The 26,912-nt window shown below is 66.6% G+C and carries 27 protein-coding genes, 1 tRNA gene and 2 riboswitches; of the genes, 15 read left to right on the top strand and 13 right to left on the bottom strand.

The annotated features are described in order from the left end of the window. The first annotated feature begins 62 nt into the window (after window positions 1–62). Both K1Y73_RS07610 and K1Y73_RS07615 read left to right on the top strand, forming a co-directional pair. Window positions 63–1,538 (top strand): MORN repeat-containing protein, encoded by a 1,476-nt coding sequence (locus tag K1Y73_RS07610; protein WP_225027629.1) that lies wholly within the window; start codon window positions 63–65, stop codon window positions 1,536–1,538. 157 nt (window positions 1,539–1,695) lie between these two features. After that, complete coding sequence (locus K1Y73_RS07615) at window positions 1,696–2,148, top strand: GNAT family N-acetyltransferase (protein WP_225027631.1); 453 nt, start codon at window positions 1,696–1,698, stop codon at window positions 2,146–2,148. A 64-nt stretch (window positions 2,149–2,212) separates the two neighbouring features. Here the strand turns inward: K1Y73_RS07615 and K1Y73_RS07620 are convergent, their stop codons facing one another. The 4 genes from K1Y73_RS07620 to K1Y73_RS07635 form a co-directional block, all read right to left on the bottom strand. Then, window positions 2,213–2,557 (bottom strand): zinc ribbon domain-containing protein YjdM, encoded by a 345-nt coding sequence (locus tag K1Y73_RS07620; protein ID WP_225027632.1) that lies wholly within the window; start codon window positions 2,555–2,557, stop codon window positions 2,213–2,215. Between the two features lie 99 nt (window positions 2,558–2,656). After that, window positions 2,657–3,607, bottom strand: coding sequence for a 1-phosphofructokinase family hexose kinase (locus K1Y73_RS07625; protein ID WP_225027635.1), 951 nt, complete (start codon window positions 3,605–3,607; stop codon window positions 2,657–2,659). Between the two features lie 212 nt (window positions 3,608–3,819). Further along, window positions 3,820–4,746 (bottom strand): MBL fold metallo-hydrolase, encoded by a 927-nt coding sequence (locus tag K1Y73_RS07630; RefSeq protein ID WP_225027636.1) that lies wholly within the window; start codon window positions 4,744–4,746, stop codon window positions 3,820–3,822. 121 nt (window positions 4,747–4,867) lie between these two features. After that, window positions 4,868–5,278: a metallopeptidase family protein gene (locus K1Y73_RS07635; RefSeq protein ID WP_225027637.1), complete on the bottom strand. Its 411-nt coding sequence runs from the start codon at window positions 5,276–5,278 to the stop codon at window positions 4,868–4,870. A 192-nt stretch (window positions 5,279–5,470) separates the two neighbouring features. Here K1Y73_RS07635 and gltX point away from each other — a divergent pair, with 192 nt between their 5' ends. From gltX to K1Y73_RS07680, 9 genes are all read left to right on the top strand, one after another. Then, window positions 5,471–6,802 (top strand): glutamate--tRNA ligase, encoded by a 1,332-nt coding sequence (gene gltX, locus K1Y73_RS07640; protein ID WP_225027638.1) that lies wholly within the window; start codon window positions 5,471–5,473, stop codon window positions 6,800–6,802. Window positions 6,803–6,999: 197 nt separating this feature from the next. Beyond that, window positions 7,000–7,094: riboswitch (glycine riboswitch) on the top strand. A gap of 4 nt (window positions 7,095–7,098) precedes the next feature. Beyond that, window positions 7,099–7,171, top strand: a riboswitch (glycine riboswitch). Between the two features lie 130 nt (window positions 7,172–7,301). Beyond that, window positions 7,302–8,351, top strand: coding sequence for a glycine cleavage system aminomethyltransferase GcvT (gcvT, locus tag K1Y73_RS07645; RefSeq protein WP_404819067.1), 1,050 nt, complete (start codon window positions 7,302–7,304; stop codon window positions 8,349–8,351). Window positions 8,352–8,360: 9 nt separating this feature from the next. Further along, window positions 8,361–8,720 carry a glycine cleavage system protein GcvH gene (gene gcvH, locus K1Y73_RS07650; RefSeq protein ID WP_225027640.1) on the top strand — a complete coding sequence of 120 codons (360 nt, stop codon included), beginning with the start codon at window positions 8,361–8,363 and terminating at the stop codon, window positions 8,718–8,720. 115 nt (window positions 8,721–8,835) lie between these two features. Beyond that, complete coding sequence (gene gcvP / locus K1Y73_RS07655; RefSeq protein WP_225027641.1) at window positions 8,836–11,682, top strand: aminomethyl-transferring glycine dehydrogenase; 2,847 nt, start codon at window positions 8,836–8,838, stop codon at window positions 11,680–11,682. A 188-nt stretch (window positions 11,683–11,870) separates the two neighbouring features. Beyond that, a complete protein-coding gene (locus K1Y73_RS07660; protein WP_225027642.1) occupies window positions 11,871–12,563 on the top strand; it encodes an AzlC family ABC transporter permease in 693 nt (230 codons plus the stop codon). After that, window positions 12,560–12,883 carry an AzlD domain-containing protein gene (locus K1Y73_RS07665; protein ID WP_225027644.1) on the top strand — a complete coding sequence of 108 codons (324 nt, stop codon included), beginning with the start codon at window positions 12,560–12,562 and terminating at the stop codon, window positions 12,881–12,883. The genes K1Y73_RS07660 and K1Y73_RS07665 overlap by 4 nt, the downstream gene beginning before the upstream one ends. 101 nt (window positions 12,884–12,984) lie before the next feature. Beyond that, window positions 12,985–13,302, top strand: coding sequence for a DUF3775 domain-containing protein (locus K1Y73_RS07670; RefSeq protein ID WP_225027646.1), 318 nt, complete (start codon window positions 12,985–12,987; stop codon window positions 13,300–13,302). A gap of 75 nt (window positions 13,303–13,377) precedes the next feature. Continuing rightward, a complete protein-coding gene (gene trxC / locus K1Y73_RS07675) occupies window positions 13,378–13,824 on the top strand; it encodes a thioredoxin TrxC (RefSeq protein ID WP_318248227.1) in 447 nt (148 codons plus the stop codon). A gap of 81 nt (window positions 13,825–13,905) precedes the next feature. Next, a tRNA-Ala gene (locus K1Y73_RS07680) sits at window positions 13,906–13,981 on the top strand. A gap of 102 nt (window positions 13,982–14,083) precedes the next feature. Here K1Y73_RS07680 and guaD read toward each other — a convergent pair. Then, on the bottom strand, window positions 14,084–15,367 hold the full coding sequence (gene guaD, locus K1Y73_RS07685; protein WP_225027648.1) for a guanine deaminase: 1,284 nt from the start codon (window positions 15,365–15,367) through the stop codon (window positions 14,084–14,086). Window positions 15,368–15,486: 119 nt separating this feature from the next. Between guaD and mgtE the strand changes: the two genes are divergently transcribed. The 4 genes from mgtE to K1Y73_RS07705 all read left to right on the top strand — a co-directional run bounded on the left by mgtE (window position 15,487) and on the right by K1Y73_RS07705 (window position 18,723). Next, window positions 15,487–16,869, top strand: a complete 1,383-nt coding sequence (gene mgtE / locus K1Y73_RS07690; RefSeq protein WP_225027650.1) for a magnesium transporter — start codon at window positions 15,487–15,489, stop codon at window positions 16,867–16,869. Beyond that, window positions 16,866–17,417 (top strand): 5-formyltetrahydrofolate cyclo-ligase, encoded by a 552-nt coding sequence (locus K1Y73_RS07695; protein ID WP_225027651.1) that lies wholly within the window; start codon window positions 16,866–16,868, stop codon window positions 17,415–17,417. Before mgtE ends, K1Y73_RS07695 begins: the two co-directional genes overlap by 4 nt. Before the next feature lie 72 nt (window positions 17,418–17,489). Next, window positions 17,490–18,044: a hypothetical protein gene (locus K1Y73_RS07700; protein ID WP_225027653.1), complete on the top strand. Its 555-nt coding sequence runs from the start codon at window positions 17,490–17,492 to the stop codon at window positions 18,042–18,044. Window positions 18,045–18,117: 73 nt separating this feature from the next. After that, the gene (locus K1Y73_RS07705) at window positions 18,118–18,723 is read left to right on the top strand and encodes a hypothetical protein (RefSeq protein ID WP_225027654.1); all 606 of its coding nucleotides are present in this window, start codon (window positions 18,118–18,120) and stop codon (window positions 18,721–18,723) included. Between the two features lie 8 nt (window positions 18,724–18,731). Here the strand turns inward: K1Y73_RS07705 and K1Y73_RS07710 are convergent, their stop codons facing one another. The 8 genes from K1Y73_RS07710 to K1Y73_RS07745 all read right to left on the bottom strand — a co-directional run bounded on the left by K1Y73_RS07710 (window position 18,732) and on the right by K1Y73_RS07745 (window position 26,892). After that, a complete protein-coding gene (locus tag K1Y73_RS07710) occupies window positions 18,732–20,069 on the bottom strand; it encodes a P-loop NTPase family protein (RefSeq protein ID WP_225027656.1) in 1,338 nt (445 codons plus the stop codon). A 57-nt stretch (window positions 20,070–20,126) separates the two neighbouring features. Continuing rightward, window positions 20,127–20,630, bottom strand: coding sequence for a prepilin peptidase (locus tag K1Y73_RS07715; protein ID WP_225027657.1), 504 nt, complete (start codon window positions 20,628–20,630; stop codon window positions 20,127–20,129). A gap of 4 nt (window positions 20,631–20,634) precedes the next feature. Further along, entirely contained in the window at window positions 20,635–21,495 is an 861-nt protein-coding gene (locus K1Y73_RS07720; protein ID WP_225027659.1) for a tetratricopeptide repeat protein, read from the bottom strand. 113 nt (window positions 21,496–21,608) lie between these two features. After that, the gene (locus K1Y73_RS07725; RefSeq protein ID WP_225027692.1) at window positions 21,609–22,109 is read right to left on the bottom strand and encodes a tetratricopeptide repeat protein; all 501 of its coding nucleotides are present in this window, start codon (window positions 22,107–22,109) and stop codon (window positions 21,609–21,611) included. Window positions 22,110–22,176: 67 nt separating this feature from the next. Further along, the gene (locus K1Y73_RS07730; protein WP_225027661.1) at window positions 22,177–23,154 is read right to left on the bottom strand and encodes a type II secretion system F family protein; all 978 of its coding nucleotides are present in this window, start codon (window positions 23,152–23,154) and stop codon (window positions 22,177–22,179) included. 9 nt (window positions 23,155–23,163) lie between these two features. Further along, complete coding sequence (locus K1Y73_RS07735) at window positions 23,164–24,132, bottom strand: type II secretion system F family protein (RefSeq protein WP_225027663.1); 969 nt, start codon at window positions 24,130–24,132, stop codon at window positions 23,164–23,166. An 11-nt stretch (window positions 24,133–24,143) separates the two neighbouring features. Continuing rightward, window positions 24,144–25,601 (bottom strand): CpaF family protein, encoded by a 1,458-nt coding sequence (locus K1Y73_RS07740; RefSeq protein ID WP_225027665.1) that lies wholly within the window; start codon window positions 25,599–25,601, stop codon window positions 24,144–24,146. Between the two features lie 16 nt (window positions 25,602–25,617). Next, window positions 25,618–26,892 (bottom strand): AAA family ATPase, encoded by a 1,275-nt coding sequence (locus K1Y73_RS07745; RefSeq protein WP_225027666.1) that lies wholly within the window; start codon window positions 26,890–26,892, stop codon window positions 25,618–25,620. Window positions 26,893–26,912: the final 20 nt, after the last annotated feature.

Here is a 26,912-nt window from a genome sequence, read left to right on the forward strand (position 1 = left end):
CTGGACAGGAACGGGCCCCGCCGCATAGGCTTTGGCCGGATTCGACAGCGGAGGCTTTCGCGATGCGGCTTTTCCCGGCAACCCTGACCGCCGCCGCCCTGGCGGTGGCGCTTGCCGCGCCCGGCCCGGCCCGGGCTCAGGACGAGATCATCACCAAGCAATATGATGACGGCTCGGTCTATGAGGGCACGTTCCGCAATGGCCGCCAGCATGGCACCGGCACCTATACGCTGCCGAACGGCTATTCCTATTCGGGCGACTGGGTCGAGGGCGAGATCAAGGGCCAGGGCACGGCCAAATATCCCAATGGCTCGACCTATACCGGGGCTTTCGACAAGGGCCAGCCGCAGGGCAAGGGCAAGATCACCTTCGCCGATGGCGGCAGCTATGACGGCGACTGGGTGATGGGCAAGATGACCGGCCAGGGCATTGCGACCTATCCCAACGGTGCCGTCTATACCGGCGCTTTCGTCAATGGCCAGCACGAGGGCAAGGGCGTGTTGGAGAACCAGGGCGGATATCGCTACGAGGGCGACTGGGTCGCGGGCAAGAAACAGGGCCAGGGCAAGATCATCTATCCCGATGGCGCCAGCTACGAAGGCGGCATGGTGGCCGACCAGCGCGCGGGCACCGGCACGCTGATCATGCCGAACGGCACCACCTATGTCGGCGCCTGGGCCGAGGGGCAGATCAACGGCCAGGGCAAGCTGACCCAGCCCAATGGCGATGTCTATGAAGGCGCCTTCGTCAATGGCCAGCGCGAGGGCAAGGGCCGCACGCTGCATGCCTCGGGCGATGTCTATGACGGCGATTATCGCGCCGACCGTCGCCACGGCCAGGGCATCTTCACCGCGAAGGACGGGTTCAAATACGAAGGCTCCTGGGTCGAGGGCCGGATGGAGGGCACGGGCACGGTGACCTATCCCGACGGCTCGGTCTATGTCGGCGCGATGAAGGCCGATCTGGCCGAGGGGCAGGGCGCGATCACCTATCCCGACGGGTCGACCTATACCGGCGGCTGGAAGGCCGGGGTGATCGAGGGCAAGGGCCGGGCGGTCTATGCCAATGGCCAGGTCTATGAGGGCAGCTTCGCCGGGGCCGAGCCGGAAGGTCAGGGCAAGATGACCTATGCCGATGGCTATTCCTACGAGGGCGACTGGAAATCCGGCCAGCGCGAGGGCGTGGGCACGGCGACCTATGCCGATGGGGCGGTCTACAAGGGCATGTTCCGCGCCGGGCTGCGCCATGGCACGGGCGAGCTGACCATGCCCGACGGCTTCCATTACACCGGCGACTGGGTGGCCGGGGTGATCGAGGGCCAGGGCAAGGCCAGCTACCCCTCGGGCGATGTCTATGAGGGCGGGTTCAAGGCCGGCAAACGCGCGGGCCAAGGCAAGCTGACCTATGCCAATGGCGTGGTGGCCGAGGGGATCTGGCAGGACGGCATCCTGACCGCGCCCCCCGAAGGCGCGCCCGCCGATCTTCCCGCAGCCCCGGCCGATCCCGCCGCCGCCCCGACCGAAGGCGGCACGCCCTAGGGCGGGCGCCGGCTTGACCCGGCCGGTGCCGCGGCCTAAATGCCCCGTGGTCCAGACGGAGAGTTATGCACAGAGGCTTTGATTGATCCGCCCTTAGCGGCATCGCCCGGCGCAAATCGCGCCGGCCCTTTTTGCATGTTTTCTCTGGAGGTCTCACATGGAGACGCAAACCCATCTGATCCGGCCCTTCGATGCGGCGACGGATATTGAACCGCTTTCGGCCCTGTGGCTTGAAGCTTCGCTGATCGCGCACCCGTTTATCGGTGCGCCCAAGCTGCAGACGCAGCGCCGGCTGATTGAAGAGGTCTATCTGCCCAAGGCGGAAACCTGGGTGGCCTGCGCGCAGGACGCCCCGATCGGCTTCATCAGCCTGCTTGATCATTTCATCGGCGGTCTGTTCGTCGCCCCCGCCTGGCAGGGCCAGGGGGTCGGGCGCGCCCTGATCGCCGATGCGCTGGCGCGCAAGGGCCGGCTCCGGCTGGAAGTCTATCTGGCCAATGACCAGGCGATGCGCTTCTACAGGGCGCTGGGCTTTACCGAAGTGTCACGGCGGGCGCAGGACGATTCCGGCGATCCCTTCCCGAACGCGACCCTGCAACTGACGCGGTGACCCCAGAGCCGGGCAGGGGCTGTCCTTGCCCGGTCGACCCTGCGGGGCGCGGCCCGTGGCAAGGTCAGTCGGAAACCTTCTTCACGAATTGCGACTTCAGCCCGATCTGGCCGATGCCGGCGATCTTGCAGTCGATGTCGTGATCCTCGCCCGGGGCCAGGCGGATGCCGCGCACCTTGGTGCCGACCTTGATCACCCCGGACGAGCCCTTCAGCTTCAGATCCTTGATCACCGTCACCGTGTCGCCATCGGCCAGCAGATTGCCCACGCTGTCGCGGATCTCGGCCGTGTCGGCCGCGTCGCCGCCCGGCGCCCATTCATGGCCGCATTCCGGGCAGGCCAGAAGCGCACCCGAGGCATAGGTGAAGGTGGAACGGCATTCGGGGCAGGGGGGCAGAGTATCAGTCATGATCGTGCGTATAGCGGCGGGTTCCCGCGCAAAGCAAGGGGCGTTGTGCGAAATGGCACAGAGCGCCGCAGGGCGCGCCGGGCGGCGCCGCGCCCGCGCCTAGATCTCGGCCACGACGCAATCGGGCAGAAGCCGCATCACATCCTGCGGGCGGCACAGTTTGGTCGCATCGGTCATCACCGCCGCCGCCGCGGCGGCGCCCCCCAGGGCCAGCGCCTCGCCATCGCCCTGGCCGCGCGCCATGGCCAGAACGAAGGCCGCGACGAAACTGTCGCCCGCCCCCACGGTCGAGCGGACCTTGACCTTCGGCGCCGGCACGAAGATGCGCCGCTCGGCCGTGGCCAGCACATTGCCATCCGCCCCGCGCGCCACGATCACCTTGCGCGCCACGCCGCGCCGCGCCAGGGATTGCGCGAAATCCGCCGTGTCGCTGCGGCTGTCCAGCGCATGGCCGGTCAGGCTTTCGGCCTCTTCGCCATCCATGCGCAGGATGTCCAAATCCGGGATCGGCCGGGTCACCGCCACCCGCAAGGGCGCCCCCGACGTGTCCAGCAGCACCCGGCTTCCGGGCATCGATTCGACCAGCTGGGCGTTGAAATCCGCCGGCACCCCCGGCGGCTGGCTGCCCGAGATCACCGAGATGCCGCCGGGCCGCGATGTGGCGCGCAACAGGGTGAAGACGCCGTCGCGATCGGCCTCGGCCCATTCGGGACCGGGCAGCATGAAGCGGTATTGCTTGCCGCTGCCCTGTTCGGCGACCGACAGCGACATGCGGGTTTCGCCCGGGCCCAGGATCGACAGGAAGGTGACGCCGGTCTGGCGGATCAGCCCGGCCAGCCGGTCGCCGGTCAGGCCCGACAGCGCCACCAGCGCCAGACTGTCGCCGCCCAAAGCCCGGATCGCGCGGCTGACATTCAGCCCGCCGCCGCCCGGATCCAGCAGCGGCTGGGTGCAGCGCAGCTTCTGGCCCGCGATCATCTCGGGCACTTCGGTTGCCATATCAAGCGCCGGGTTCAGCGTCAGCGTCAGGATCGGGGCGTTGTCGGTCATCTGGCGGTCCGCTTCCTTGCCTTGGTCCGGCCAGAGCGTCCGGCCAGGCCCCATCCTGCCGGGACGAGGCGCAAGGGGCAATGGAAAGACCCGCGGCAATGGAAAGAAAGCCCGCCGGACCTGTCAGGCCAAGGCGGGGGCAGGCCAAGGCGGGGGCAGGCCAAGGCGGAGGCAGGCCCGCGCGCAGGCGGGCCAGCCCGCGGGCGGGCCGGCTAGCCGTTCAGCATCATCTGATAGCTGGCCGGCACGTAGCGGAACCCGTCGCCGGCGGTTTCGACGAAACCCAGGCCAGGGAAGGGCATGTGATAGCCGATGAAGGGAATCCGCTCGGCCGCGATCATGCCGAAGATCCGCCGCCGCACCGCCGCCGCCGCGGGCTTGTCGGCATCGAAGCGCACTTCCCAATCGGGATGGGCCAGCGACCAGACATAGTGGTTGGCGGTGTCGGCGGTCAGCATCAGCCGCTGCCCCGCGCTTTCGACCATATAGGTCATATGGCCGGGCGAATGGCCGAAGGCCTCCATCGCGGTGAGGCCCGCGGCCGGGCTGCCGCCGTTTTCGACGAAACTCATCCGCTCGTTCAGCGGACGGACATTGCGGTCAAAGCCCTCATTGCCGGCGGCCGACCAGTGATTGTGTTCGACCGCGCCGGCGACATAGCGGGCATTGGCGAATGTGGGCGTGGTGCCATCGGCGCCCATCAGCCCGCCGATATGGTCGCCATGCATATGGGTCAGCACCACGATGTCGATCGCCTCGGGCGCGATCCCGGCCGAGGTCAGGGCGGCCAGCGTACCCTCGGCCGCAAGGCCGGTGTCGAACAGCACCAGTTCTGTCCCGGTATTGACCACGACCGGGGTGAAGAAATTCCGCGAGCGGTCGGTGGGAATGAAGGCCGCGGCCGAGGCGGCGGCAAATTCTTCGGCGCTGGCATTCAGCCCGAAGGTTTCCTGCGGCTTGTCCAGCGCCCGTGTGCCGGCCAGAAGCGTGGTCACCTCGACATTGCCCAGCACGAAACGGTGCCAGGGGGCGAAGCCCGCGCCCTGCATCTCGGCCCTTGCCTGGGCGGGGGCGGCGGTCAGGGCCATGGCAGGCAAGGCGGCAGCGCCGGCAAGCGCCTGGCGGCGGGAAAGATCCATCGGTCAGTCCTCCTGTCGGGTCGCGTCAGGCAGACAGGATAGCGCCGAGGGGCGGCCGCGTGGATCACCATGGCGTCAGCTTCTGTGCATCAGGGCGCAGCGGGGTTGCGCCTTGGTGCGGTCATTCCCACCAGGGGTCGATCGCGCCGATATCGTCATCGGACCAGCCGAAGTGATGGGCGAATTCGTGGATCACCACATGCGTCACCAGATCGCCGATCGAGACATCGCCACGCTCGGCCCATTCATCCAGGATCGGCCGGCGGAAGATCCAGACCAGATCCGGCCGCGGCGCCGGGTCGGACACCGATTTCTCGGTCATCGGCACGCCTTCATAAAGGCCGGTCAGCTCGAACGGGTCTTCCAGGCCCATGGCTTCCAGGATCTCGTCCGAGGGGAAATCCTCGATCCGCAGCACGACCTGGGTCGCGGGGCTGCGCCAGGGTTCGGGCAGGTTCGCGACCGTGTCGCGGGCAAGCTGTTCGATCAGGTCCAGCGAAGGGGCAATGGCGTCGGGTGAGGGATTGGTCATGGCCCAAGCCTAGCCCCGCGGCGCGGGCGGGGGAAGGGGGCAGGCGCCGTGGTGGCCCCGGCGGTCGCGGGCCGCGGCAGGGGCGCGCCGTGCAGGGCGGGTCTTCCCCTGGCGCGCGGGCCCGGCGGGCGGCCAAACTGGACAAAGCCCCGGGCCTGTGACAGGAGAAGCGCGTTCCCCGAGGAGCTTTTCATGTCGTCCGCCGTCACCACCCGCTTCGCCCCTTCGCCGACCGGCTATATCCATGTCGGCAATCTGCGCACCGCGCTGATGAATTACCTGATCGCCCGCAAGGCCGGCGGGACCTTCATCCTGCGGCTGGACGATACCGACCAGGAACGGTCCAAACAGGAATATATCGACGCGCTGATGCAGGATCTGGACTGGCTGGGCCTGCATTGGGACCGGCTGGAGCGGCAATCGCTGCGCTATGACCGCTATCGCGCGGCGGCGGACGAACTGCGGGGCGCGGGGCGGTTCTACGAATGTTTCGAAACGCCGGCCGAGCTGGATCTGAAGCGCAAGAAGCAGCTGAACATGGGCCGCCCGCCGGTCTATGACCGCGCTTCCTATGGGCTGAGCGACGATCAGAAGGCGGCGGCGCGGGCCGAGGGCAAGGAAGGCTATTGGCGCTTCCTGCTGCATCAGAATCGCATCGAATGGGAAGACGGGATCATCGGCCCGATCTCGATCGACGCGGCTTCGGTCTCGGACCCGGTGCTGATCCGGGCCGATGGGCAGGTTCTGTACACTTTCGCCTCGTCGGTCGACGATGTGGAAATGGGGGTCACGCATATCGTCCGCGGCGCCGACCACGTGACCAATACCGCGACGCAGATCCAGATCATGGAAGCGCTGGGCGGCACGCCGCCGCGCTTTGCCCACCATTCGCTGCTGTCGGGCCCGGGCGGCGAGAAGCTGTCGAAGCGGCTGGGCGCGCTGTCGCTGCGCGATCTGCGGGCGCAGGGGGTCGAGCCGATGGCGCTGCTGAGCCTGATGGCGCGGCTCGGCTCGTCGAAGCCCGTCGAACTGGCGGGCTCGCTGGACGAATTGGCGGCGGGCTTCGATGTCGAAAGCTTCGGCACCGCGCCCACGGAATTCGACCCCGAGAACCTGTTCCCGCTGACGCGTCAATATGTGCAGGGCCTGCCCTTCGCCGAGGTGCAGGCGCGGATCGCCGCTTTGGGCGTGCCCGCGGATCTGGCCGAGGATTTCTGGGCCGTCGCCAAGGGCAATATCACCGTCCTGGCCGATCTTGAGGGCTGGTGGGCGCTGTTCCGCGACGGGGCCGAGCCCTTGGTGGACGAGGGTGACCGCGATTTCGTGGCCCAGGCGCTGGCCCTGCTGCCGGCCCAACCCTGGACCCGCGCGACCTGGGGCGAATGGACGGCGGCCGTCAAGGCCGCGACCGGGCGCAAGGGGCGCGATCTGTTCCGCCCGCTGCGTCGGGCGCTGACCGGCCGCGATGCGGGCCCCGAGATGGCCGAGGTCATGCCGCTTTTGCAGAAACGTCCGGGCCTCTGACCCCGAGCCTCTGACACAATGTCAGGCCCCGGGGCGCTGCCCCGGACCCCGGGATATTTTTGGACAGATGAAGGGGGCCTTGCGGGGCTTTCCTTTCCGCCTGCGCGTATCCGGGCGGGGCGGCGTCGGAAATGCGTTGCATACCGTCGCATTCCGATTTCCTCTTGCCGGCCCGCCGCGGCTGCTGCTAGTCAGAGAAGACCAGATCGGGAGAATCCGGCGCCCTCAAGCGTCGGTGCCGAAGGAGCAACCGCCCCGGTAAACTCTCAGGCGCAAGGACCGTTCTGGCACGGAAACTCTGGAGAGTGGCGCATAGGCGCCCGCCGAAGGGATAACGATCTCAGGCGCCCGGTACGGGCAAGGACAGAGGGGGCACCGAGCGGCAGGGGAACTGCCGTGCGCGGTGCCGGGCTGTCAGCCGGCCGGAACGGGGAGAAGCGGTGTGACCGATCTTCAACGTCTGCCTTTGCACGACCTTCATGTCGCGCTGGGCGGGCGCATGGTGCCTTTCGCAGGCTATGAGATGCCGGTGCAATATCCGGCCGGGGTGATGAAGGAACATCTGCACACGCGGGCGGCGGCGGGGCTGTTCGACGTGTCGCATATGGGCCAGGTGATCCTGCGCCCGCGCGGCGATATGGCGGCGCTGGTCGCGGGGTTCGAGGCGATGATGCCGGTCGATGTGGCCTCGCTGCCGGAAGGCCGGCAGCGCTATGGGCTGTTCACCAATGAGGCGGGGGGCGTGCTGGACGATCTGATGTTCGCCAATCGCGGCGATCATCTGTTCGTGGTGGTGAACGCGGGCTGCAAGGCGCAGGACATCGCGCTGATGCAGGCCGCCCTGGCCGAGGTGGCCGAGGTGCAGCCGGTGACCGACCGCTGCCTTCTGGCGCTGCAGGGCCCGGCGGCCGAAGCGGTGCTGGACCGGCTGGTGCCGGGCGTGGCGGCGATGCGCTTCATGGATGTCGGCGTCTTCGGCGATCTGTGGATCAGCCGCTCGGGCTATACCGGCGAGGACGGGTTCGAGATCTCGGTCCCCGATGCCGCGGCCGAGGCCTTCGTCCGCGACCTGCTGGCGATGGACGAGGTGCTGCCCATCGGCCTGGGTGCCCGCGACAGCCTGCGGCTGGAGGCGGGGCTTTGCCTTTACGGCCACGATCTGGACCAGGTGACAAGCCCGGTCGAGGCGGGCCTGGCCTGGGCGATCCAGAAGGTTCGCCGCGCCGGCGGGGCGCGCGAAGGCGGCTTTCCGGGGGCGGCGCGGATCCTGCGCGAACTGGCCGAGGGCCCGGCGCGCAAGCGCGTGGGGCTGCGCCCCGAAGGCCGCGCGCCGATGCGCGAGGGCACGGCGCTGTTCCACGACGACACGGCGGCGGGGGTGATTTCCTCCGGCGGCTTCGGCCCTTCGGTCGGCGCGCCCATCGCCATGGCCTATCTGCCCGCCGGGCTTTCCGCCCCGGGCACCGCGATCGAGGCCGAATTGCGCGGCAAGCGCCTTCCGGTCACGGTCTGCGACATGCCTTTCCATCCCACCTCCTACAAGCGCTGAGGCCCTGTGATGAAATACACCAAGGAACATGAATGGCTGCGGGTCGAGGGTGACCTGGTTGTCGTCGGCATCACCGAACATGCGGCCACCGCCCTGGGCGATGTGGTCTTCGTCGAACTGCCCGAGACCGGGACCATGGTCACGGAAGGCGACGAGATCGTGGTGATCGAAAGCGTCAAGGCCGCGTCCGACATTCTGGCCCCGGTCGATGGCGAGATCGTCGCGGTGAATGCGACGCTGTCCGACAATCCGGCCCTGGTGAACGAAGACCCGCTGGGCGCGGGCTGGTTCTTCAAGATGAAGCTCGACGATCTGGCGGTGCTGGACCAGTTCATGGACGAGGACGAATATACCGCGCTGATCGGCTGATCGGCCGTCCTTGCCGGCAGGCGCCCGGAGGTTTCGAAAACTCCGGGCAATTTTCTTCGAAGAAAATTGCAGATTCCTTGCAAGGAATTTGCCTCACCCCGTTCACAGGTGTGCCATGGCCTTCACGCCAACCGACTACAATCCCTATGATTTCGCCAACCGCCGCCATATCGGACCCTCGCCCTCGGAAATGGCCGAGATGCTGGAGGCGGTGGGCGCGCCCTCGCTTGAGGCGCTGATCGACCAGACCGTGCCCGCCGCGATCCGCCAGAAGACCCCGCTGTCCTGGGCGCCCTTGTCCGAGCATGAGCTGCTGGCGAAGATGGAAGAGGTGGCGAAGAAGAACCGGGTGATGACCAGCCTGATCGGGCAGGGCTATTACGGCACGGTCACGCCGCCGGCGATCCAGCGCAACATCCTGGAAAACCCGGCCTGGTACACGGCCTATACGCCCTATCAGCCCGAAATCGCGCAAGGCCGGCTTGAGGCGCTGCTGAATTACCAGACCATGGTCTGCGATCTGACCGGGCTTGATGTCGCCAATGCCTCGCTTCTGGACGAGGCGACGGCGGCGGCCGAAGCGATGGCCATGGCGCAGCGGGTGGCGAAGTCGAAGGCCAGGGCCTTCTTCGTCGACCGCTTCTGCCATCCGCAGACCATCGCGGTCATCCGCACCAGGGCGCTGCCTTTGGGGATCGAGATCATCGAGGACCGGATCGAGGCGCTGGACCCGGCCCAGGTCTTTGGCGCGATCTTCCAATATCCGGGCAGCTATGGCCATGTCCGCGATTTCACTGCGGAAATCGCCGCCTTGCATGGCGCGGGCGCGGTTGCGGTGATGGCGACCGATCTTCTGGCCCTGTGCCTCTTGAAGGAACCGGGCGCGATGGGCGCCGATATTGCCGTGGGCTCGTCGCAGCGCTTTGGCGTGCCGCTGGGCTATGGCGGCCCGCATGCCGCCTTCATGGCGGTCAAGGATGCGCATAAGCGGCAGATGCCGGGGCGGATCGTTGGCGTCTCGGTCGATGCCGATGGCAACAAGGCCTATCGTCTGGCGCTGCAAACGCGCGAGCAGCATATCCGGCGCGAGAAGGCCACCTCGAATGTCTGCACCGCGCAGGCGCTTTTGGCGGTGATGGCCAGCATGTATGCGGTCTTCCACGGGCCGAAGGGCCTGCGCGCCATTGCCGAGCGGGTGCATTTCCTGACCCAGCGGCTGGCGCGCGCGCTGAAGGCGGCCGGTGCCAAAGTGGCGCCCAAGGCGTTTTTCGACACGATCACGGTCGAGGTCGGCGTGGGCCAGGCCGGCATTCTGGCCGCGGCGCGGGCCGAGGGGCTGAACTTCCGCAAGATCGGCAATGACCGGATCGGCATCTCGCTGGACGAGACCTCGGATGAACGGGTGCTGACGCGGGTGCTACGCGCCTTCGGCATTCACGGCCTGCCGCCGCATCGCGCGGCGCTGGGCTTTCCCGAAGCCATGCTGCGCAGCAGTGCCTATCTGACCCATCCGGTCTTCCACATGAACCGGGCCGAGTCGGAAATGATGCGCTACATGCGCCGGCTGTCGGATCGCGATCTGGCGCTGGACCGGGCGATGATCCCCTTGGGCTCTTGCACGATGAAGCTGAACGCCGCGGCCGAGATGATGCCGATCACCTGGCCGGAATTCGGCGCGCTGCATCCTTTCGTGCCGCCGGATCAGGCCGCAGGCTATGCCGAGGCGATCGACGACCTGACCCGGAAACTGTGCGAGATCACCGGCTACGATGCCTTCTCGATGCAGCCCAATTCGGGCGCGCAGGGCGAATATGCCGGGCTGATGACGATCCTGGCCTATCACCGCGCGCGGGGCGACCATGATCGCAAGGTCTGCCTGATCCCGGTTTCGGCCCATGGCACCAATCCGGCCTCGGCGCAGATGGCGGGGATGGAGGTGGTGGTCGTCAAGGCCGCGCCCAATGGCGACGTGGATCTTGAGGATTTCGCGGCCAAGGCGGCGGCGGCGGGCGACCGGCTGGCGGCCTGCATGATCACCTATCCCTCGACCCATGGCGTCTTCGAGGAGACGGTGAAGCGGGTCTGCGAGATCACCCATGATCATGGCGGGCAGGTCTATATCGACGGCGCCAACATGAATGCGCTGGTCGGTCTGGTGAAGCCGGGCGAGATTGGCGGCGATGTCAGCCACCTGAACCTGCACAAGACCTTTGCCATCCCGCATGGCGGCGGCGGCCCGGGCATGGGCCCGATCGGGGTGCGCGCCCATCTGGCGCCGCATCTGCCGGGCCATCCCGAGGCGGCGGGCGCCACCGATGCCGGGCCGGTCAGCGCCGCGCCCTATGGCTCGGCCTCGATCCTGCTGATCAGCTGGGCCTATTGCCTGATGATGGGCGGCGCGGGGCTGACCCAGGCGACGCGGGTTGCGATCCTGAACGCCAATTACATCGCGGCGCGGCTGTCGGGCGCCTATCCGATCCTGTTCATGGGCAACAAGGGCCGGGTGGCGCATGAATGCATCCTCGACACGCGGCCCTTTGCCGAGCATGGCGTGACGGTGGACGACATCGCCAAGCGTCTGATCGACAACGGATTCCACGCGCCGACCATGTCCTGGCCGGTGGCGGGGACGCTGATGGTGGAGCCGACGGAATCGGAAACCAAGGCCGAGATCGACCGTTTCATCACCGCCCTTCTGGCGATCCGGGCCGAGATTGCCGCGGTGGAAGCGGGCGAGATTTCGGCCGCCGACAGCCCGCTGCGCCACGCGCCGCATACGGTGGCGGCGCTGGTGGGCGAGTGGAACCGGAAGTACACGCGCGAGGCGGGCTGCTTCCCGCCGGCCAGCTTCCGGGTCGACAAATACTGGCCGCCGGTGGGCCGGGTCGACAATGTCCATGGCGACCGGCACCTGATCTGCACCTGCCCGCCGGTGGAAAGCTATGCCGAAGCGGCCGAATAGGCACGCGGTCGCGCCTGCCGGCCTGTCGCCGGGGGGTAAGGTTGGGGGCGCGGGGGCAGCGATGACCCGCGCCCCTTTCGTTGCGCGCGGGGGGCGCGGGGCGGGGGCTTGCAACCCGGCGCCCGCTTTGGGATGGAAGGGCCGCAGGCGCGCCGAGCGGCGGGCCTTTGGCGGGGCAGGGGGCAGAGATGGCGGAGCAGCAGCCCGGGCAGGGATTTCGCGCGGGGCTGCTGGCGGCCGTGCCCATCGTGCTGGGCTATCTGCCGATCGCCTTTTCGTTTGGCGTCGCGGCGGGCAAGGCGGGGCTCAGCCTGCCCGAGGCGGGGATGCTGTCGCTGGTGATCTATGCCGGGGCCTCGCAATTCCTGGCGCTGGCCCTGGTCACCGGCGGCGCGCCGTTGCTGGTCGCGGCGGCCACGCTGGTTGCGATGAACCTGCGCCACCTTCTCTATGGTCCGGCCTTGATGAAACAGGCCGGGCCCGGCGCCGGGCGGCGCTTTGCCTGGGCCTGGGCCTGGGGCCTGACCGATGAGGTCTTCGGCCAGGCGCTGGGCGCGCTGGCGCGCGGGCAGCGCTTCTCCGAGGCCTATATGTTCGGGCTGGGCCTGGCCGCCTATGCGGCCTGGGTTCTGGGCACGCTGGCCGGCGCCTGGGCCGGGGGCGGCGCGCTTGAGGCCTGGCCGGCGCTGGATGCGGCGCTGGGCTTCATGCTGTCGGCGCTGTTCCTGGCGCTGCTGCTGTCGGTTCTGAACCGCGCGGCGCTGCCGGTCGTGGCGGCGGCGGTTCTGGCCACGGTGGCCGGCACGCTGATCTGGTCGGGCACGGCGGGGATTCTGGCCGGCATGCTGGCGGGCGCGCTGGTCGGGCTGGGGCGGAAATGAACGCGGATCTGATCCTGCTGGCGCTGATCGTCGGCGCGGCGAACTGGGCCTTCCGGGCCCTGCCGGTGCTTTTGCTGCGCCGCGACCTGCCGCCGGGCGGGACGCTGGCGCGGTTTCTGGCCGCGACCGGGCCGGCGGCGATTGCGACGCTGTTCACCGCCTCGGTCCTGCCGCAGCTTTGGCCGGTGCCGCGCGACGCCTTGCCGCTGGCCGCGGGCGTCGCCGCGACGGTGCTGGCCTTCCTGCCCGGACGCTCGGTCGTGACGGCCACGCTGGCGGGGGCGGCCGCCTATGGGCTGGCCTTCGCGCTGACCGCCTGAGCCCGCGCGATTTTTCGTCGAAAAATCGGCGCCGCCGCGGCGGACTTGCCCCCTTGCGCCCGCGCGCGCGGCGGGCGAACCTGTCGCTTCAGGAGGAAGCCATGATCGAGATCAGTCCCCGCAAGGTTGTTCATGTCGTCTATCTCGCCCGCGAGGAGACGACGGGCGCGGCCGAGCTTTACGCGTTCATCGACGCGTTGAACGCCGAAGAGAAGGCGCATCTGACCGCGATCGCCTGGGTCGGCCGCGGCGCCTTCGAGCCCGAGGATTACGCCGAAGCGGTCGAGACCGCCTTTGCCGAAGCCACGACCCCGACCGCCGATTACCTGATGGGCATGCCGCATCTGGGTGAGAATCTGGAAAGCGGGCTTGAGGCGCTGGGCGTTGACGTCTCGGGCGAGGAAGAGGATTTTCTCTGACCAAAAGGGGCCCGCGCCCCTTGTAATGCTGCCAGTGCTGCCAGATATATTCGGCAAGTGGAATGCGAGTGCAAGATGACCCAGATGATGGAAGGCGTGAAGCTGGTTTGTGCCACCTGCGGCCAAGCGAACCGCGTGTCGCGGGACCGGCTGGATCAGGGGCCGAAATGCGGCTCTTGCGGGGATCCGCTGCTGGATGGGGGGGTGGCCGAGCTGGATGCCCGGACCCATGACAAGGTGATCGCGAATGACGGCTTGCCGGTCGTCGTCGATTACTGGGCGCCCTGGTGTGGCCCCTGCCGGATGATGGCGCCGGAATATGCCAAGGCGGCGCGGATGCTGACCGGGCAGGCGCGGCTGATGAAGCTGAACACCGAAGACCATTCCGCCCCGGCGATGCGGGCGAATATCCGCGGCATACCGGCGCTGATCCTGTATCGCGGCGGGCGCGAGGTGGCGCGGCTGGCGGGCGCCCGTCCGGCGGCCGATATCGCCGCCTTCGTGCGAAAGCATCTGCATTAGTCGCGCCCCCGGGCGCTGTTTTGCCGCTTGCCGGGCCTTGACAAGCCGGGGCGCCTGCGCCAGATAGCCCGCACGGTCTTTGGGGCAGTAGCTCAGTTGGGAGAGCGCGTCGTTCGCAATGACGAGGTCAGGGGTTCGATCCCCCTCTGCTCCACCAAGACCGCCAGAACTGATTGAAAACGGGCCGCTTTCGCGGCCCGTTTCAGTTTTGGCGTGCCATCGGGCCGGGCAGGCCCCGCGCTTTGGCGGCGCCCCCGGCTCAGGCTTCGTGCAGCGGCGTGCCGTTTACCCAGGTCGCCCGGATCGCCCGGTCGTCGCCCATCATGATCGTCGGAAAAATCTGCTGCCAGACCGTCTCGGCCCTTCGGGTGGCCTGCTCGATCGCGGGGGTCGAGGCCAGGTCGACCACCACCAGATCGGCCTCCATCCCCGGGGCGATATTGCCGATCCGGTCCTGCGCGCGCAGCGCCCGGGCCGAGCCCTGGGTCGCCAGCCACCACAGCTGCGCCGGGTGCAGCGACTGGCCGCGCAGCTGCGCCACCTCATAGGCCGCGGCCATCGTATGCAGCATCGAGAAATTCGACCCGCCGCCGGTATCGGTGGCCAGGCCCACCGGCAGATGCCGGGCCAGATCCATGTCGAACAGGCCCGAGCCGATGAACATGTTCGAGGTCGGGCAATGCACAAGGCTTGCCCCGGCCTCGATCAGCCTTGCCTTCTCGCGCGCGGTCAGATGGATCGCATGGCCGTAAAGCGCGCCTTCGCCCAGCAGCCCCTGGGTCTCATACGTGTCCAGATAGTCGCGCGATTGCGGGTGCAGCGAATGGACCCAGTCGATTTCATCGGTCTGTTCGGACAGATGGGTCTGCATCAGGCAGGCGGGGTTTTCCTTCCACAGCGCCCCCAGCGCCGCCAGCTGCTCGGGTGTCGAGGTGGGCGAGAAGCGCGGGGTGATGACATAGGACAGCCGGTCCTGCCCATGCCATTTCTGCAAAAGCTGCTTGGACTGGTCATAGGCGCTTTTCGCCGTGTCGCGCAGCCCGTCGGGCGCATTGCGGTCCATGCAGGTCTTGCCAGCGTAAAGACGCATGCCGCGCGATTTTGCCGCCGTAAAGATCGCATCGACGCTTTCGGGATGGATCGTCGCATAGGAACAGACGGTGGTCGTGCCGCGCGCGACGATCAGATCCAGATAGCGTGCCGCGATCTCATCGGCATAGGCGCGGTCGGCAAAGCGCATTTCCTCGGGGAACGTGTAAAGGTTCAGCCAGTCGATCAGCCGCTTGCCCCAGGAGGCGATGATCGCGGTCTGCGGGTAATGCACATGCGCATCGACAAAGCCGGCCGAGATCAGCGCCTGCCCATAGTCATGCACCCGCGCCTGCGGATGTGCCGCGCGCAAGGCGGCGGCCTCGCCCATGGCCACGATCTTGCCCGCCTCGACCAGCACCGCGCCCTGCGCCAGATGGCGCGCCGCCGCCTCGCCCTGATCGAACGGGTCACCGGCAAAGGACAGCACCTGTCCGCACAGAAGATCGGCCATTTCACGCTCCGCTTTGAAGCGGCCAGAATAAGCCAAGGCGCGCGAAAGGGAATCCGTCCTTTGCCCCTGTTTCGCCGAAACACCTTCCGCTAAGGTCCGCGCAATCTTGCGGGGTAGGCATGGCGGAAGACCGGGCGGAACGCGACGAGGAGGAAGCCGCGATGGAACGGCTGGTGGCCGTGCGCGCCGCGGTTCAGACCAGCGACGCGCCCCGGGTGGCCGCGCTGCTGGAGCCGCTGCACGCTGCCGACATCGCCGACCTTCTGGAACAGATCGACCCGGACGAGCGCGACGCGCTTCTGGCGCTGTGGCATCCGGCCGATGCGGGCGAGGCGCTGGGCGAGGTTCTGTCGGAACTGTCCGATTCGATCCGCGAAGAGGTGATCGAATCCCTGCCGCAGGAACGCGTCGCCGAGGCGATGCGCGAGCTGGAAACCGACGATGTCGTCGACATTCTGGAAGACCTGGACGAGCCGGCGCAGGAAAAGATTCTGGAAGCGCTGGATGACAGCGACCGGGTGGCGGTGGAACAGGCGCTGTCCTATCCCGAGTACTCCGCCGGCCGCTTGATGCAGCGCGAAACCGTGGTCGGGCCCGAACACTGGACCGTGGGCGAGGCGATCGACCATATGCGCAGCGCCGACTGGCTGCCGGACCAGTTCTACCACGTCATCCTGACCGATCCGCGGATGAAGCCGGTGGGCTATGTCACCCTTGGCCGCATCCTGTCTTCGGGGCGCGACGTGCGGCTGAAAGACATTGCCGAAGACAGTTTCCGCACCGTCTCGGCCACCGATCCCGAGGCGGATGTCGCCTATATCTTCAACCAGTACCACCTGATTTCCTGCCCCGTCGTCGATGAGAACGGCCGGCTGGTCGGGGTGATCACCATCGACGATGCGATGAACGTGCTGGATGAGGAACACCAGGAAGACATGCTGCGGCTTGCCGGTGTCGGCGACGAATCGACGGTGGCCGATGGCCCGATCGAGACGGTGAAGCAGCGCCTGCCCTGGCTGGTGGCGAATCTGTTCACCGCCAGTTTCTCGGCCCTGGTGATCAGCCAGTTCCAGTCGACCATTGCCGGGCTGGTGGCGCTGGCGGCGCTGATGCCGATCGTTGCCTCGACCGGCGGGATCGCGGGGACGCAATCGCTGGCCGTGGCGGTGCGCGCGCTGGCCACGCGCGACCTGACGCGCGCCAATGCCGGCCGCGTGGTGCGGCGCGAGCTGACGGCGGGGATGCTGAACGGGCTGGGGCTGGCGCTGATCCTGGGCCTGGCGGGCGTGCTGATCTTTGGCGACTGGCACCTGGGCATGGTTCTGGCGCTGGCGATGATCGTCAATCAGATCGTCGCGGCGCTGGGTGGGGTTCTGGTGCCTTTGACACTGGAAAGATTGGGGCTCGACCCCGCCTTGGCCTCGGGCACATTCGTGACGACGCTGACCGATGTCATGGGCTATTTCGCCTTTCTGGGCCTGGCGACCCTGGTGCTGTTATGAGCGATCTTTCCAGCGTCAAGGCTGATGCCCGCGCCCGCGCCTTTGCCGCGCGCAAGGCGGCTTTCGCGCGCGGACAGGGCCAGGCGGCCGAGATCCTGGCCGATTTTCTGGCGCCGCATCGTGGCCGGCCGCTGGCGGGCTATATGGCGATGCGGACCGAGATCGACCCTCTGGCCGCGATGGTGGCGCATCAGGGCCCGGTGGGCGTGCCGGTGATTCTGGGCGCGGGGCAGCCGCTGAAATTCCGCGAATGGGCGCCGGGCTGCGCGCTGGTCGAAGGCGCCTTCAAGGCGATGATCCCGGCCGAGGGCGCCTGGCTGGAGCCTGAGGTGCTGATCGTGCCGCTGGTGGCCTATGACGCGCGCGGCTACCGGCTGGGCTATGGCGGCGGCTTTTACGACCGCACGCTGGAAGCGCTGCGGGCCAAACGCCCGACCCTGGCCGTGGGCTTTGCCTTTGCCGCGCAGGAACTGGACGCCGTCCCGATCGAGCCCACCGACCAGCGGCTTGACGCGATCGTGACCGAAACCGGCGTGTTGACCTTCTGACCCTGGGGAATCCCGCGCTTGCGCGGTCCCCGGGCGGGCGCCATTCTGGCGGCAGATCAGGAGATTTCCCCCATGCGTTTGCTTGCCCTTTCCCTTGCTTTGGCCCTGCCGGGCGCGGCTTTTGCGGCCTGTCCCGAGGTGATCCAGAAGGCCACCTATTCCTCGGGTGCGGTGATCGAGGTGCAAGAGCGTACGCCCGACCGGCTGGTCTATCGCCAGACGGTGGTGGAAACCGGCAAGCAGGTCGAGATGACGGTGCAGGCGGGGATCTTCACGCTGACCGCGCTGCGCGATGGCGAGGGGGCGGTCTTCGACTGGAAGACCGCGCTGCCAGGGCTGGCCGATCTGGTGCCGGGCGCCAGCTTTCACGCCGAGGCCACGCTGACCACCCCGGGCTTCCTGCCGCCGCGCCCCTTCACCGCCGATGTCGAGGTGCTGGGGGTTGAAGACGTGACCGTCGCGGGCTGCACCTATCCGGCGCTGAAAGTGCTGGTGAAGAACAACGAGGCCGGCAAGCCCCTGGGCGAGAACACCAAATGGCTGCATCTGCCCAGCCTGATCTCGCTGAAAAGCGAAATCGCCGAACAGGGCGGGGTGAAGGGGCAGGAGGTCATCGCGCTGGAATAGGCCAGTGGCGCGGCGCGGGCGATCGCGCTAGGCTGGCCTTCCGGTATCGCGGCTATTCTGCCCGAGGTGTGCCATGACCTTTCGAACCAGCGCGATTTCCCTGGCCTTCGTCCTGACCGCCGCCCCGCTTTGGGCCGCCTGTCTGGCGCCCGGCCAGCTGCCGGCGCGGCTGGACTATTCGGACGGACAGGCCGAAGAGGCGCCGCAGATCAGCGGCGATCTGTACCGCTCGACCCTGATTGCCGCGGATGGCCAGGCGCAGCGCTTTGAAGCCACCTATGGGCTGTTCGCCACGCTGCTGGAAGATGACCGCCAGCGCCTGCGCTGGTTCTGGTCAGGCCCGCAGCGGCTGCGCGCCGAAGAGATGGAGCCGGGCGCCGAGATCGCCTATGCCGCGATGATCCGCGAAGAGATCGGCGGAACCAGCTTCGGGCTGCGCTACAGCTTTGTCTCGCACGGGCCCGAGACGCTGACCGTCGCCGGCTGCGAGGTTCAGGTGATCCGGCTGACCCGCACCATCGACCTGCTGGAGGGCGGCGGCCAGGTGATCAGCGAGATATGGTTCGATCCGGTGCGGATGCTGGTCTGGCGCAACGACAAGACCACGCTGGACAAGACCGGCGCGGTCGAGGCGCAGGTCTCGGTGCAGGTGACATCCATCACGCTGCCGGGGGGCTGAGCGGGGCGCTAATGCGCAATCGCCTCTTGCCGGACGAACATGTTGCCCCAGGCGCGGTCGATCAGATCGGGGGTCATCTGATAGGGAATGCCCTCGAACTCGCACATGGCGATCATCTGGTCGATCAGGAAGGTCGGCATGTAGTTGGCATAGAGATTGTCGATGGTGGGGAATTTGACCTTCAGAAGATGCATCAGCGTCTTCTCGTCCAGCGGCATCTTCTTCTTGCGCGCCACCATGGCGAAGATCTTCAGGAAATTCGCCTGATCCGGCCCGTCGATCTTGATCTTGAAGAAGATCCGCCGCAGCGCCGCGCCGTCGAAGATCTCATTCGGGTGGAAGTTCGTGGAAAAGATCACCAGCGTGTCGAAGGGTACGGTGAATTTCTCGCCCGATTGCAGCGCCAGGATGTCGCGGCTTTCTTCCAGCGGCACGATCCAGCGGTTGACGATCTTCTGCGGCGGCTCGGCCTGGCGGCCCAGGTCGTCGATGATGAAGATCCCGCCGGTCGCCTTCAGCTGCAGGGGCGCCTGATAGGTGCGCGAGGTCGGGTTATAGGCCAGATCCAGCATGTCCAGCGACAATTCGCCCCCGGTGATCACCGAGGGCCGCTCGCAATAGACATAGCGGTTGTCGAAGCGGTTCGAGGTGCGGCGCAGCGAATTCGGGTCGTCCACCGCGGCTTCGGCGGCGGCATGCACGATCGGATCATAGACCGAGATGATCTGGCCGGAATACTCGATGGCGCGCGGCACATAGATCTTGTCGCCGATCGCGGCGCGGATCCCGTGCGAGATCGACGATTTGCCGTTGCCGGGCGGGCCATACATCAGGATCGACCGGCCCGAGGTCACCGCGGGCCCAAGATTGCCGATCAGGTCGGGCGGCAGGATCAGATGGCCCATGCCGGCCAGCAGCTGATCGCGGGTCAGCTTGATGTTGCGGATCGACTGGCGCCGGATCTGCTCGGCATATTGGCCAAGCGGCACGGGGCAGGGGCCGTAATATTCCGACTGGCTCAGCGCATCCAGCGCGCGGCTTTTGCCGGCATCGGTCAGCTGGAAGCCCATCTCATTGCCGGAATTCGCATGCAGCGTGCCCGTCGCCTCGACCAGGCGCTGGCTGCGCGCCAGGTCGATCAATTCCTGGGTCAGCGGCACCGGAAGGCAGATCGCCCGGGCCACGGCCGAGACCAGATCCAGATTGGTGCGGAACATGGTCTTCAGCAGCAGGTCGCGCAGGATCACCGTATTGATCCCGGTATCGGCCAGGCTGCGCGGGCTTGCCGGAGGCTGCACGCCCGCAGGCGCTTGCACCAGAGGAGCCGAGGAAATCTGCACGTTCATCACACGCCCCTTCGCCGCGTCGATCGGATCTGGGGCCGGTGATGCCTGCGGAAATTGTCAACCTTGCGGCAGGAAAGCGGTCAGAAGATAGAAAAGCAGCATCCCCGTCAGCGCCAGGCCCATGGGGAATTTCGGGCTGGTCCAGCTGAGCCAATCCGGCGCGGCGCGGCGGAAGGCGGGCAGGTGCTTCATCGCCCGATGCGCGGCAAAGGCCGCCAGCGAGCAGGCGGCATAGAGCGCCAGGATCAGCCGCAGATCACCGCCCACGAAGACCGGCGCCATGGCGGCGGCGAATTTCGCGTCGCCCGCGCCGAACAGCCCGGCCGCGTTCAGCACGAAGCCCGCCACCAGCACCCCTGCCATCAGCGCAAAGCCCCAAAGCCAGGCGGTCAGCGGCACGGCCAGCCAGCCCACCACCAGCCAGACGGCGGCCATGGCCAGCACCGCCTTGTTGGGAATCTTCATGAATTTCATGTCCGACCAGGCGACCCAGACGCAGATCGGGATCACGAAGGGCAGAAGGACCAGCGCCTCGCGAAGCGTGGGGAAATGGAAATCCATCGGATCAGTTCGTCACATTGGCGTCGAGCGCCGCAAGGCTGCGCGAGGCGGCTTCGAAATATTGCGGATGGGTGTCGATCGCCTGCTGCAACAGGCCCTTGCCGACCGAGATATCGCCGTTCTTGATCGCGGCCAGCGCCATCGTATACAGCAGCTCGGCCCGTTCGGTCTGGGTCATCTGCACCACCGGAAGATCGTATTTGCGCTGTGCGGCGCGGGCGAGGACCAGGTTGTTCTTCGCGGTGAACATCGAGGCCTCATAGGTCAGCGCCTCGGTGAACAGCTTTTCGGCGCCGGCATAATCCTTGCGCGTCAGCTTGGAATAACCCCAGTTGTTCAGCACGTTGGCGGGTTTCGTCGTCAGGCCTGCCGCGATTTCATAGAAGCTGTCGGCCTTCTTCCAGTTGCGGTCGGCATCGGCGACCATGGCTTCCAGACGGTAGCGGTCATAGGTTTCATGGGTCGGCGGCACGGTGTTCAGCGTGGCCTTGGCCTTGTCCCACAGATTGGCGCGGATCTGCGCTTCGGCCAGCATGACCTTGTCGTCATTCGTGCCTTCGGGGCTTGCGACAATCTCTTGCCAGATGGCCGCGGCCTCGGTCGGCTTGTTGGCGCGCACCAGAGATTTCGCCAGGCCGCGCTTCAGGTCAATGCGGCCCGGATCCTTCTGCAGCGCGCCCTGGAAATAGCGAACCGCCTCGTTCGGGTCGCCCACGGTCAGCATGATGTCGTTGAGATTGCTTTCGTCGATGACGTTCACGTCCTTGACGGCCCGCTGCACCTGGGCATCGCTCATCGGCTTGTTGCAGGCGGTCAAAAGGGCCGTGCCCGACAGGCACAGCGCGATCATCACAGGGTGGCGCATTTTTGCGTCCTTTTGCTTGACTGCTCGTCGTCTTGGTCCGGCGGGGCCGGGTCGTTGCCTTTTGCGTCGGTCTTCCGAACGTCTTCCTGCCGTCTTGCCGGATCCGCCTGCGCCTAAAGTTCGGTCAGCAGGACGTAGCGGCCCTTTTCCCTGCGGACGAGCTGGAATTCGCCCTGGTCTTCGGTTTCATCATAGACGGGCGCCTCGGTCCGGGCGATAGCGCGCTTCAGATTTTCGCGGATCGAGTCCGATTGGCCACTGTCCAGCGCATAGGCCTGCTGGAACACCACCCGCGCCTCGCCGATCTTGCCCTGTTCCATCAGCACGCAGCCCAGATTGTTCAGCGCGGGCACGAAATTCGGTTCGATCTCAAGCGCGCGGCGCAGGATCTTCTCGGCCTGGCCCAGCCGGCCCAGGGCCAGATTGGCCGAGCCGATGGCCGACAGCGTATCGGTGGAAATCCCATCTTCCGCCGCGGCGCGCAGATAGGCCTTCAGGGCCAGTTCCGGCTCGTTCGCGGCCATCAGCCGGTGGCCGACGATCAGCCCATCCACCGCCGCGCCGCGCGGATCGACGCCATAGGGCGTGTTGCGCGAAACGGCCGAGCCGCCCATGTTTCCACAGGCGGCCAGAAAGATCGCGGCGATCAGCGGCGTTGCGCCTGTTTTCGTCACACTGCCCTCACGGACCGCTGCTGGCCATGCTCGCCATCATCGTGGCGATCCCATAGACGGACGGACCGATAAGGATGATCAAGAGCGGCGGAACGGTGAAGAGCATTGTGCCAAGGGTCAGCTTGGTCGGCAAGAGATTTGCCTTCTCTTCGGCCCGCATCACCCGCTTGTCGCGCATGTCGGCGGAATAGACCCGCAGCGCCTCGGCGATCGAGGTGCCGAAGGTGGCCGATTGCACCAGCGTGGTCACGAACGAGGCCACATCGGGCACACCCACCCGGTCGGACATGTCCTTCAGCACCTGGACGCGTTCCTTGCCGGCCTTCACCTCATGCGCGACCATTTCGAATTCGTCGGCCAGGGCAGGGTAGCCCGCACGGCTTTCATTGGCGACGCGGATGATCGACTGGTCCAGCGACTGGCCGGCCTCGACACAGACCAGCATCATGTCCAGCGCATCGGGGAAACCTTCGATGATCTCGGTCTGGCGTTTGTTCACCCGCTTGTCGACCCAGTATTGCGGCAGGTAATAGCCCGCGGCGCCGGGCAGCAGCATGTAGATCATCATCGTCTGGGTCGAGACTTCGGCCGTGGCCGATTCCAGCAGCGCGTAAAGCAGCCCCAGCACCAGCCCGCCCAGACCCAGCGCCATTTTCGAGGCGTGGTAGATATGCACCGCGCCCTTGCCCGGATAGCCCGCGCGCAGCAGCTTCAGCCGGATCGACGACAGTTCCTCGGCCTTTTGCGGCTCAAGATACTGGGCGTATTTCTCAAGCTTTTCGGCCTGGCCGCCGCGGCGCAGCTTCTTGTCGGCGCCGCCCTTGGGCCGCGCCTCTTCCTTCAGCTCGGCGAAACGGTCGCGCTCTTTCTTCAGCATCGAGGGCAGGGCGATCAGGATCAGCAGCAGGCCCAACAGGCCCACGGCGATCAGCGGGCCCAGAACGCCCATCTTCTCGGTCAGGAATGCATTGAGGGAAGCGAACATGACCGGACCCTAAACCTTGATGTTGACCATGATCTTCATGAAGATCACGTTGACGACCAGGAACCCGAAAACGACCAGCGCCGCGGGAATGAAGACGGCGGTCTGCTTGACCCCGTCATAATAGGTCGGCTGGATCACGTTGATCATGATCAGCGCCAGGACCGGGAAGGCCGACAGGAACATGCCCGACCATTTCGCCTCGGCGGTGATGGCGCGGACGCGGCGGAACAGTTTGAACCGGGCGCGGATCACCTTGGCCAGACCTTCCAGGATCTCGGCCAGATTGCCGCCCGATTGCTGCTGGATCGCCACGGCCACGGCCAGGAAGCGCAGATCCTGGCTGTCCATCCGCTCGGCAAAGGCCTTCAGCGCTTCCGACACGTCGCGGCCATAGGCGGCCTCGTCGGCGATCACGCCGAATTCGGTGCCCAAGGGATCGGGCACTTCCTTGGCCACGATGCCGATGGCCGAGGAAAACGGATGGCCCACGCGCAGCGAGCGCACCATCAGCTCGACCGCGTCGGGCAGCTGTTCTTCCAGAAGCGACATGCGCTTCTTGGCCTTGTTGTTGACCCAGACATAGACCCCGCCCACGCCCATGGCCACGGCGACCACGGCGCGCACGCCCAGTTCGGCGCTGGTGGCGATGGTCAGCCCCAGAAAGGCAAAGGCCGCCAGCCCCGCCATGATCCCCAGCAGCGCCTGGGGCGAGAAGGCGATATTCGCCCGCTGCGCCTTCTTGGCCAGGATCGAATACAGCGGGATCGACCGCGCTTTCATATGCTGGTTCATCTCCTTGCGGAGCTGGTCCAGCACCTGTTCGCGGCTGCCGCTTTTCTCCATCAGCGTCAGCCGGCGCGAGATGCGGTTGTTCAGGCTGATCGACTTGCCGAAGACCGTCAGATACAGGCCCTCGACCAGCACGACGACGGCGACGAAGATCAGGATATAGATCAGAGGGGCTGCCGAGATTTGCATGAGAGGGCGCCTTAGACGATGGGTTCGTAGATCGAGGGCGGCAGGTCGAAGCCCCATTGCCGGAAGCGCTCGGAATAGGCCGAACGGATGCCGGTCGCGTTGAAGCGGCCGATGATCTTGCCCGAAGGTTCGATCCCCAGCCGTTCGTAGCGGAAGATTTCCTGCATCGAGATGACCTCGCCTTCCATGCCGGTGATCTCGGTGATCGACACCATCCGGCGCGAGCCGTCCTGCAGGCGGCTGGCCTGGACGATCAGGTTGACGGCGCTGGCGATCTGGCTGCGCACGGCCTTCAGCGGCATCTCGATGCCGGCCATGGCGACCATGTTTTCCAGCCGCGAAATGCCGTCGCGCGGGTTGTTGGCGTGGATCGTGGTCATCGAGCCGTCATGGCCGGTGTTCATCGCCTGCAGCATGTCGATGACTTCCTCGCCGCGGGTTTCGCCGACGATGATCCGGTCGGGGCGCATCCGCAGCGCGTTGCGCAGGCAGTCGCGCTGGCTGACCGCGCCCTTGCCTTCGACGTTGGCGGGGCGGCTTTCCATCCGGCCGACATGGACCTGTTGCAGCTGCAATTCGGCCGTGTCTTCGATCGTCAGCACGCGTTCATGATTGTCGATGAAGGAAGACAGCGCGTTCAGCGTGGTGGTCTTCCCCGAACCCGTCCCGCCCGAGACGATGATGTTCAGCCGGGTCGAGACGGCGGCTTGCAGATAGGCGGCCATTTCCTCGGTGAAGGCGCCGAATTTCACCAGATCCGAGATCTTCAGCTTTTCCTTCTTGAATTTCCGGATCGAGACCAGCGAGCCATCCACCGCCACCGGCGGAACCATGCAGTTGAAACGCGAGCCGTCGGCCAGGCGCGCGTCGCAATAGGGGTTCGATTCATCGACCCGCCGGCCCACGGCCGAGACGATCTTGTCGATGATCCGCATCAGATGGCGTTCGTCGCGGAAGGTGATGTCCGACAGTTCCAGCTTGCCCGCCCGTTCGACAAAGACGCGGAAGGGGCCGTTCACCAGAATGTCGTTGACGGTTTCATCCTTCAGCAAGGGCTCCAGAGGGCCCAGACCCATGACCTCGTCATACAGTTCCTGCACCAGGGTCGCGCGGTCATCCTTGTTCAGCGCGACCGACATCTCGTCCAGCGCCTCGCCCGCCAGGGCCGAGATTTCCGCTTTCAGATTGGCTTCCGAGGCATGTTCCAGCGCGGCAAGATTCAGCGTTTCCAGCAGCCGCTTGTGAATTTCAAGCTTCAGCTCCATCAGCCGGTTCTTGCGCTTGGCCTCCTTGTCGGCGGCCACGGCTTCGGCCGGGCTGCGGCCGGGTTGCGCCGGGCTGATCGGCCGGGCGGCGCTGGCCGGCTTTGGCGCCACGGCAACGGCAGCAGCGCCCGCGGCGGCGGCCGGGGCGGCGGGGCGGGCGGTCAGGCTGGTGGCGCCCGGCTCTTTCTTGAAACGGCTGAACACGATGATTACCCCGGAGTTACGCCTTGCCGGCTTCGGCGGCCTTGTTCAGGTCGAAAAGCGATTTGGCGAGTTTCTGCAGTTCCTTGCGCAGCGGATTTTTCGCAGCGGAATCGGCCAGCGGCAGGCCGTGGTCATTGGCCTGGGTGACCTGCGCGCCGCCATCGGGCAGCTGCACCTCGATCGCGATATCCAGGCTTTCGGCCATGCGCTTGACGCGGGCCTTGGCCGACAGATCGGTAAAACGCGGGGCGCGGTTCAGCACATAGCGCAGCTTTTCGAAGGGCAGCGCCTCGGCCTTCAGCGCACGCAGGAAGCGCAGGATGTTCTGCGCCGAGCGCAGATCCAGCTCGGCCAGCGCGAAATAGACATGCGCCCGCGTCAGCACCGCCTCGGTCCATTGCACCACGGTCGAGGGCATGTCGATGATGACGAAATCGAAATTCGCCAGCATCATGTCGATCAGCCGGCCCAGATCCTCGCCCGAGATGATGTCGAGGGGCAGCATGTCGGCCGGGGCGGTGAAGACATACAGCTTTTCGTTGAAGGTCTGCATCGACTTCAGCAGGCTGCCGCTGTCCTGCGATCCGGGATCGGTCAGAACCTCGAAGATCGCCTCTTTGCGGGGCAGGTCCAGATAGGTCGCAATCGAGCCATACTGGAAATCCAGATCCATCAGGCAGACGCGCGGCGGATGGGCCTTGTCGACCGTCGCCAGTTCCCAGGCCAGATTGGCCGCGAAGGTCGAGGCGCCGGTGCCGCCGGCCATGCCATGCACCGGCAGAAGCACGCCCTGCCGGTCGCCCTTGGGCTTGAAGCTGGGGGCGGGCGCGGGGCTGGCATCCAGCGCCGAGGGCGTGGGCGGGGGCGGGGCCTGTTCGGGTTCGGGCGCGCGCAGACGCTCGATCACCTCATGCAGGGCGCCTTTCGGCAGCGGATAGGGCACGAAATCATCGGCGCCCAGCCGCATCAGCTGGTGCAGCGCCATCGGGCTGAGATCCGAGGCGACCAGGATCACCTTGACCGCGTGCAGCTTGGCCGACCGGATCACCTCGGCGATGCGCGACAGATCGCCTTCGTCGGTGCCATCGACCGCGACGGCGATGAATTCCAGCGTTGCGGCATCGGGCTGGTCCAGGAAGACGGCAGCGTCATCGAAGCTCAGATCGCCCCAGGCCTCGCCCAGTTCGGCTTCCATGTCGTCGATCAGAATTTCGAAGTTCTGCACATCACGCGACACCGTGCACGCCAGGATGGGTGCCGGATCGGGTTGCAATGTCGCCACACTCGTCATCTGCCTTACGTCCTTTCAGG

Origin of the sequence: Xinfangfangia pollutisoli, from assembly GCF_020179405.1 — a bacterium.
Classification (GTDB): domain Bacteria; phylum Pseudomonadota; class Alphaproteobacteria; order Rhodobacterales; family Rhodobacteraceae; genus Pseudogemmobacter; species Pseudogemmobacter pollutisoli.

What these genes read in the sequence shown, in the direction of transcription:
- K1Y73_RS07630 (WP_225027636.1), bottom strand. Translation starts at nt 4,746, where the DNA reads ATGGATCTTTCCCGCCGCCAGGCGCTTGCCGGCGCTGCCGCCTTGCCT.
- K1Y73_RS07670 (WP_225027646.1), top strand. Translation starts at nt 12,985, where the DNA reads ATGATCGAGATCAGTCCCCGCAAGGTTGTTCATGTCGTCTATCTCGCC.
- guaD (WP_225027648.1), bottom strand. Translation starts at nt 15,367, where the DNA reads ATGGCCGATCTTCTGTGCGGACAGGTGCTGTCCTTTGCCGGTGACCCG.
- K1Y73_RS07710 (WP_225027656.1), bottom strand. Translation starts at nt 20,069, where the DNA reads ATGAACGTGCAGATTTCCTCGGCTCCTCTGGTGCAAGCGCCTGCGGGC.
- K1Y73_RS07720 (WP_225027659.1), bottom strand. Translation starts at nt 21,495, where the DNA reads ATGCGCCACCCTGTGATGATCGCGCTGTGCCTGTCGGGCACGGCCCTT.
- gcvH (WP_225027640.1), top strand. Translation starts at nt 8,361, where the DNA reads ATGAAATACACCAAGGAACATGAATGGCTGCGGGTCGAGGGTGACCTG.
- gcvP (WP_225027641.1), top strand. Translation starts at nt 8,836, where the DNA reads ATGGCCTTCACGCCAACCGACTACAATCCCTATGATTTCGCCAACCGC.
- K1Y73_RS07660 (WP_225027642.1), top strand. Translation starts at nt 11,871, where the DNA reads ATGGCGGAGCAGCAGCCCGGGCAGGGATTTCGCGCGGGGCTGCTGGCG.
- K1Y73_RS07635 (WP_225027637.1), bottom strand. Translation starts at nt 5,278, where the DNA reads ATGACCAATCCCTCACCCGACGCCATTGCCCCTTCGCTGGACCTGATC.
- K1Y73_RS07700 (WP_225027653.1), top strand. Translation starts at nt 17,490, where the DNA reads ATGCGTTTGCTTGCCCTTTCCCTTGCTTTGGCCCTGCCGGGCGCGGCT.
- K1Y73_RS07615 (WP_225027631.1), top strand. Translation starts at nt 1,696, where the DNA reads ATGGAGACGCAAACCCATCTGATCCGGCCCTTCGATGCGGCGACGGAT.
- K1Y73_RS07625 (WP_225027635.1), bottom strand. Translation starts at nt 3,607, where the DNA reads ATGACCGACAACGCCCCGATCCTGACGCTGACGCTGAACCCGGCGCTT.
- mgtE (WP_225027650.1), top strand. Translation starts at nt 15,487, where the DNA reads ATGGCGGAAGACCGGGCGGAACGCGACGAGGAGGAAGCCGCGATGGAA.
- K1Y73_RS07665 (WP_225027644.1), top strand. Translation starts at nt 12,560, where the DNA reads ATGAACGCGGATCTGATCCTGCTGGCGCTGATCGTCGGCGCGGCGAAC.
- trxC (WP_318248227.1), top strand. Translation starts at nt 13,378, where the DNA reads ATGACCCAGATGATGGAAGGCGTGAAGCTGGTTTGTGCCACCTGCGGC.
- K1Y73_RS07620 (WP_225027632.1), bottom strand. Translation starts at nt 2,557, where the DNA reads ATGACTGATACTCTGCCCCCCTGCCCCGAATGCCGTTCCACCTTCACC.
- K1Y73_RS07725 (WP_225027692.1), bottom strand. Translation starts at nt 22,109, where the DNA reads ATGGGCGGCTCGGCCGTTTCGCGCAACACGCCCTATGGCGTCGATCCG.
- K1Y73_RS07735 (WP_225027663.1), bottom strand. Translation starts at nt 24,132, where the DNA reads ATGCAAATCTCGGCAGCCCCTCTGATCTATATCCTGATCTTCGTCGCC.
- gcvT (WP_404819067.1), top strand. Translation starts at nt 7,302, where the DNA reads ATGGTGCCTTTCGCAGGCTATGAGATGCCGGTGCAATATCCGGCCGGG.
- K1Y73_RS07705 (WP_225027654.1), top strand. Translation starts at nt 18,118, where the DNA reads ATGACCTTTCGAACCAGCGCGATTTCCCTGGCCTTCGTCCTGACCGCC.
- K1Y73_RS07610 (WP_225027629.1), top strand. Translation starts at nt 63, where the DNA reads ATGCGGCTTTTCCCGGCAACCCTGACCGCCGCCGCCCTGGCGGTGGCG.
- K1Y73_RS07715 (WP_225027657.1), bottom strand. Translation starts at nt 20,630, where the DNA reads ATGGATTTCCATTTCCCCACGCTTCGCGAGGCGCTGGTCCTTCTGCCC.
- K1Y73_RS07730 (WP_225027661.1), bottom strand. Translation starts at nt 23,154, where the DNA reads ATGTTCGCTTCCCTCAATGCATTCCTGACCGAGAAGATGGGCGTTCTG.
- gltX (WP_225027638.1), top strand. Translation starts at nt 5,471, where the DNA reads ATGTCGTCCGCCGTCACCACCCGCTTCGCCCCTTCGCCGACCGGCTAT.
- K1Y73_RS07745 (WP_225027666.1), bottom strand. Translation starts at nt 26,892, where the DNA reads ATGACGAGTGTGGCGACATTGCAACCCGATCCGGCACCCATCCTGGCG.
- K1Y73_RS07695 (WP_225027651.1), top strand. Translation starts at nt 16,866, where the DNA reads ATGAGCGATCTTTCCAGCGTCAAGGCTGATGCCCGCGCCCGCGCCTTT.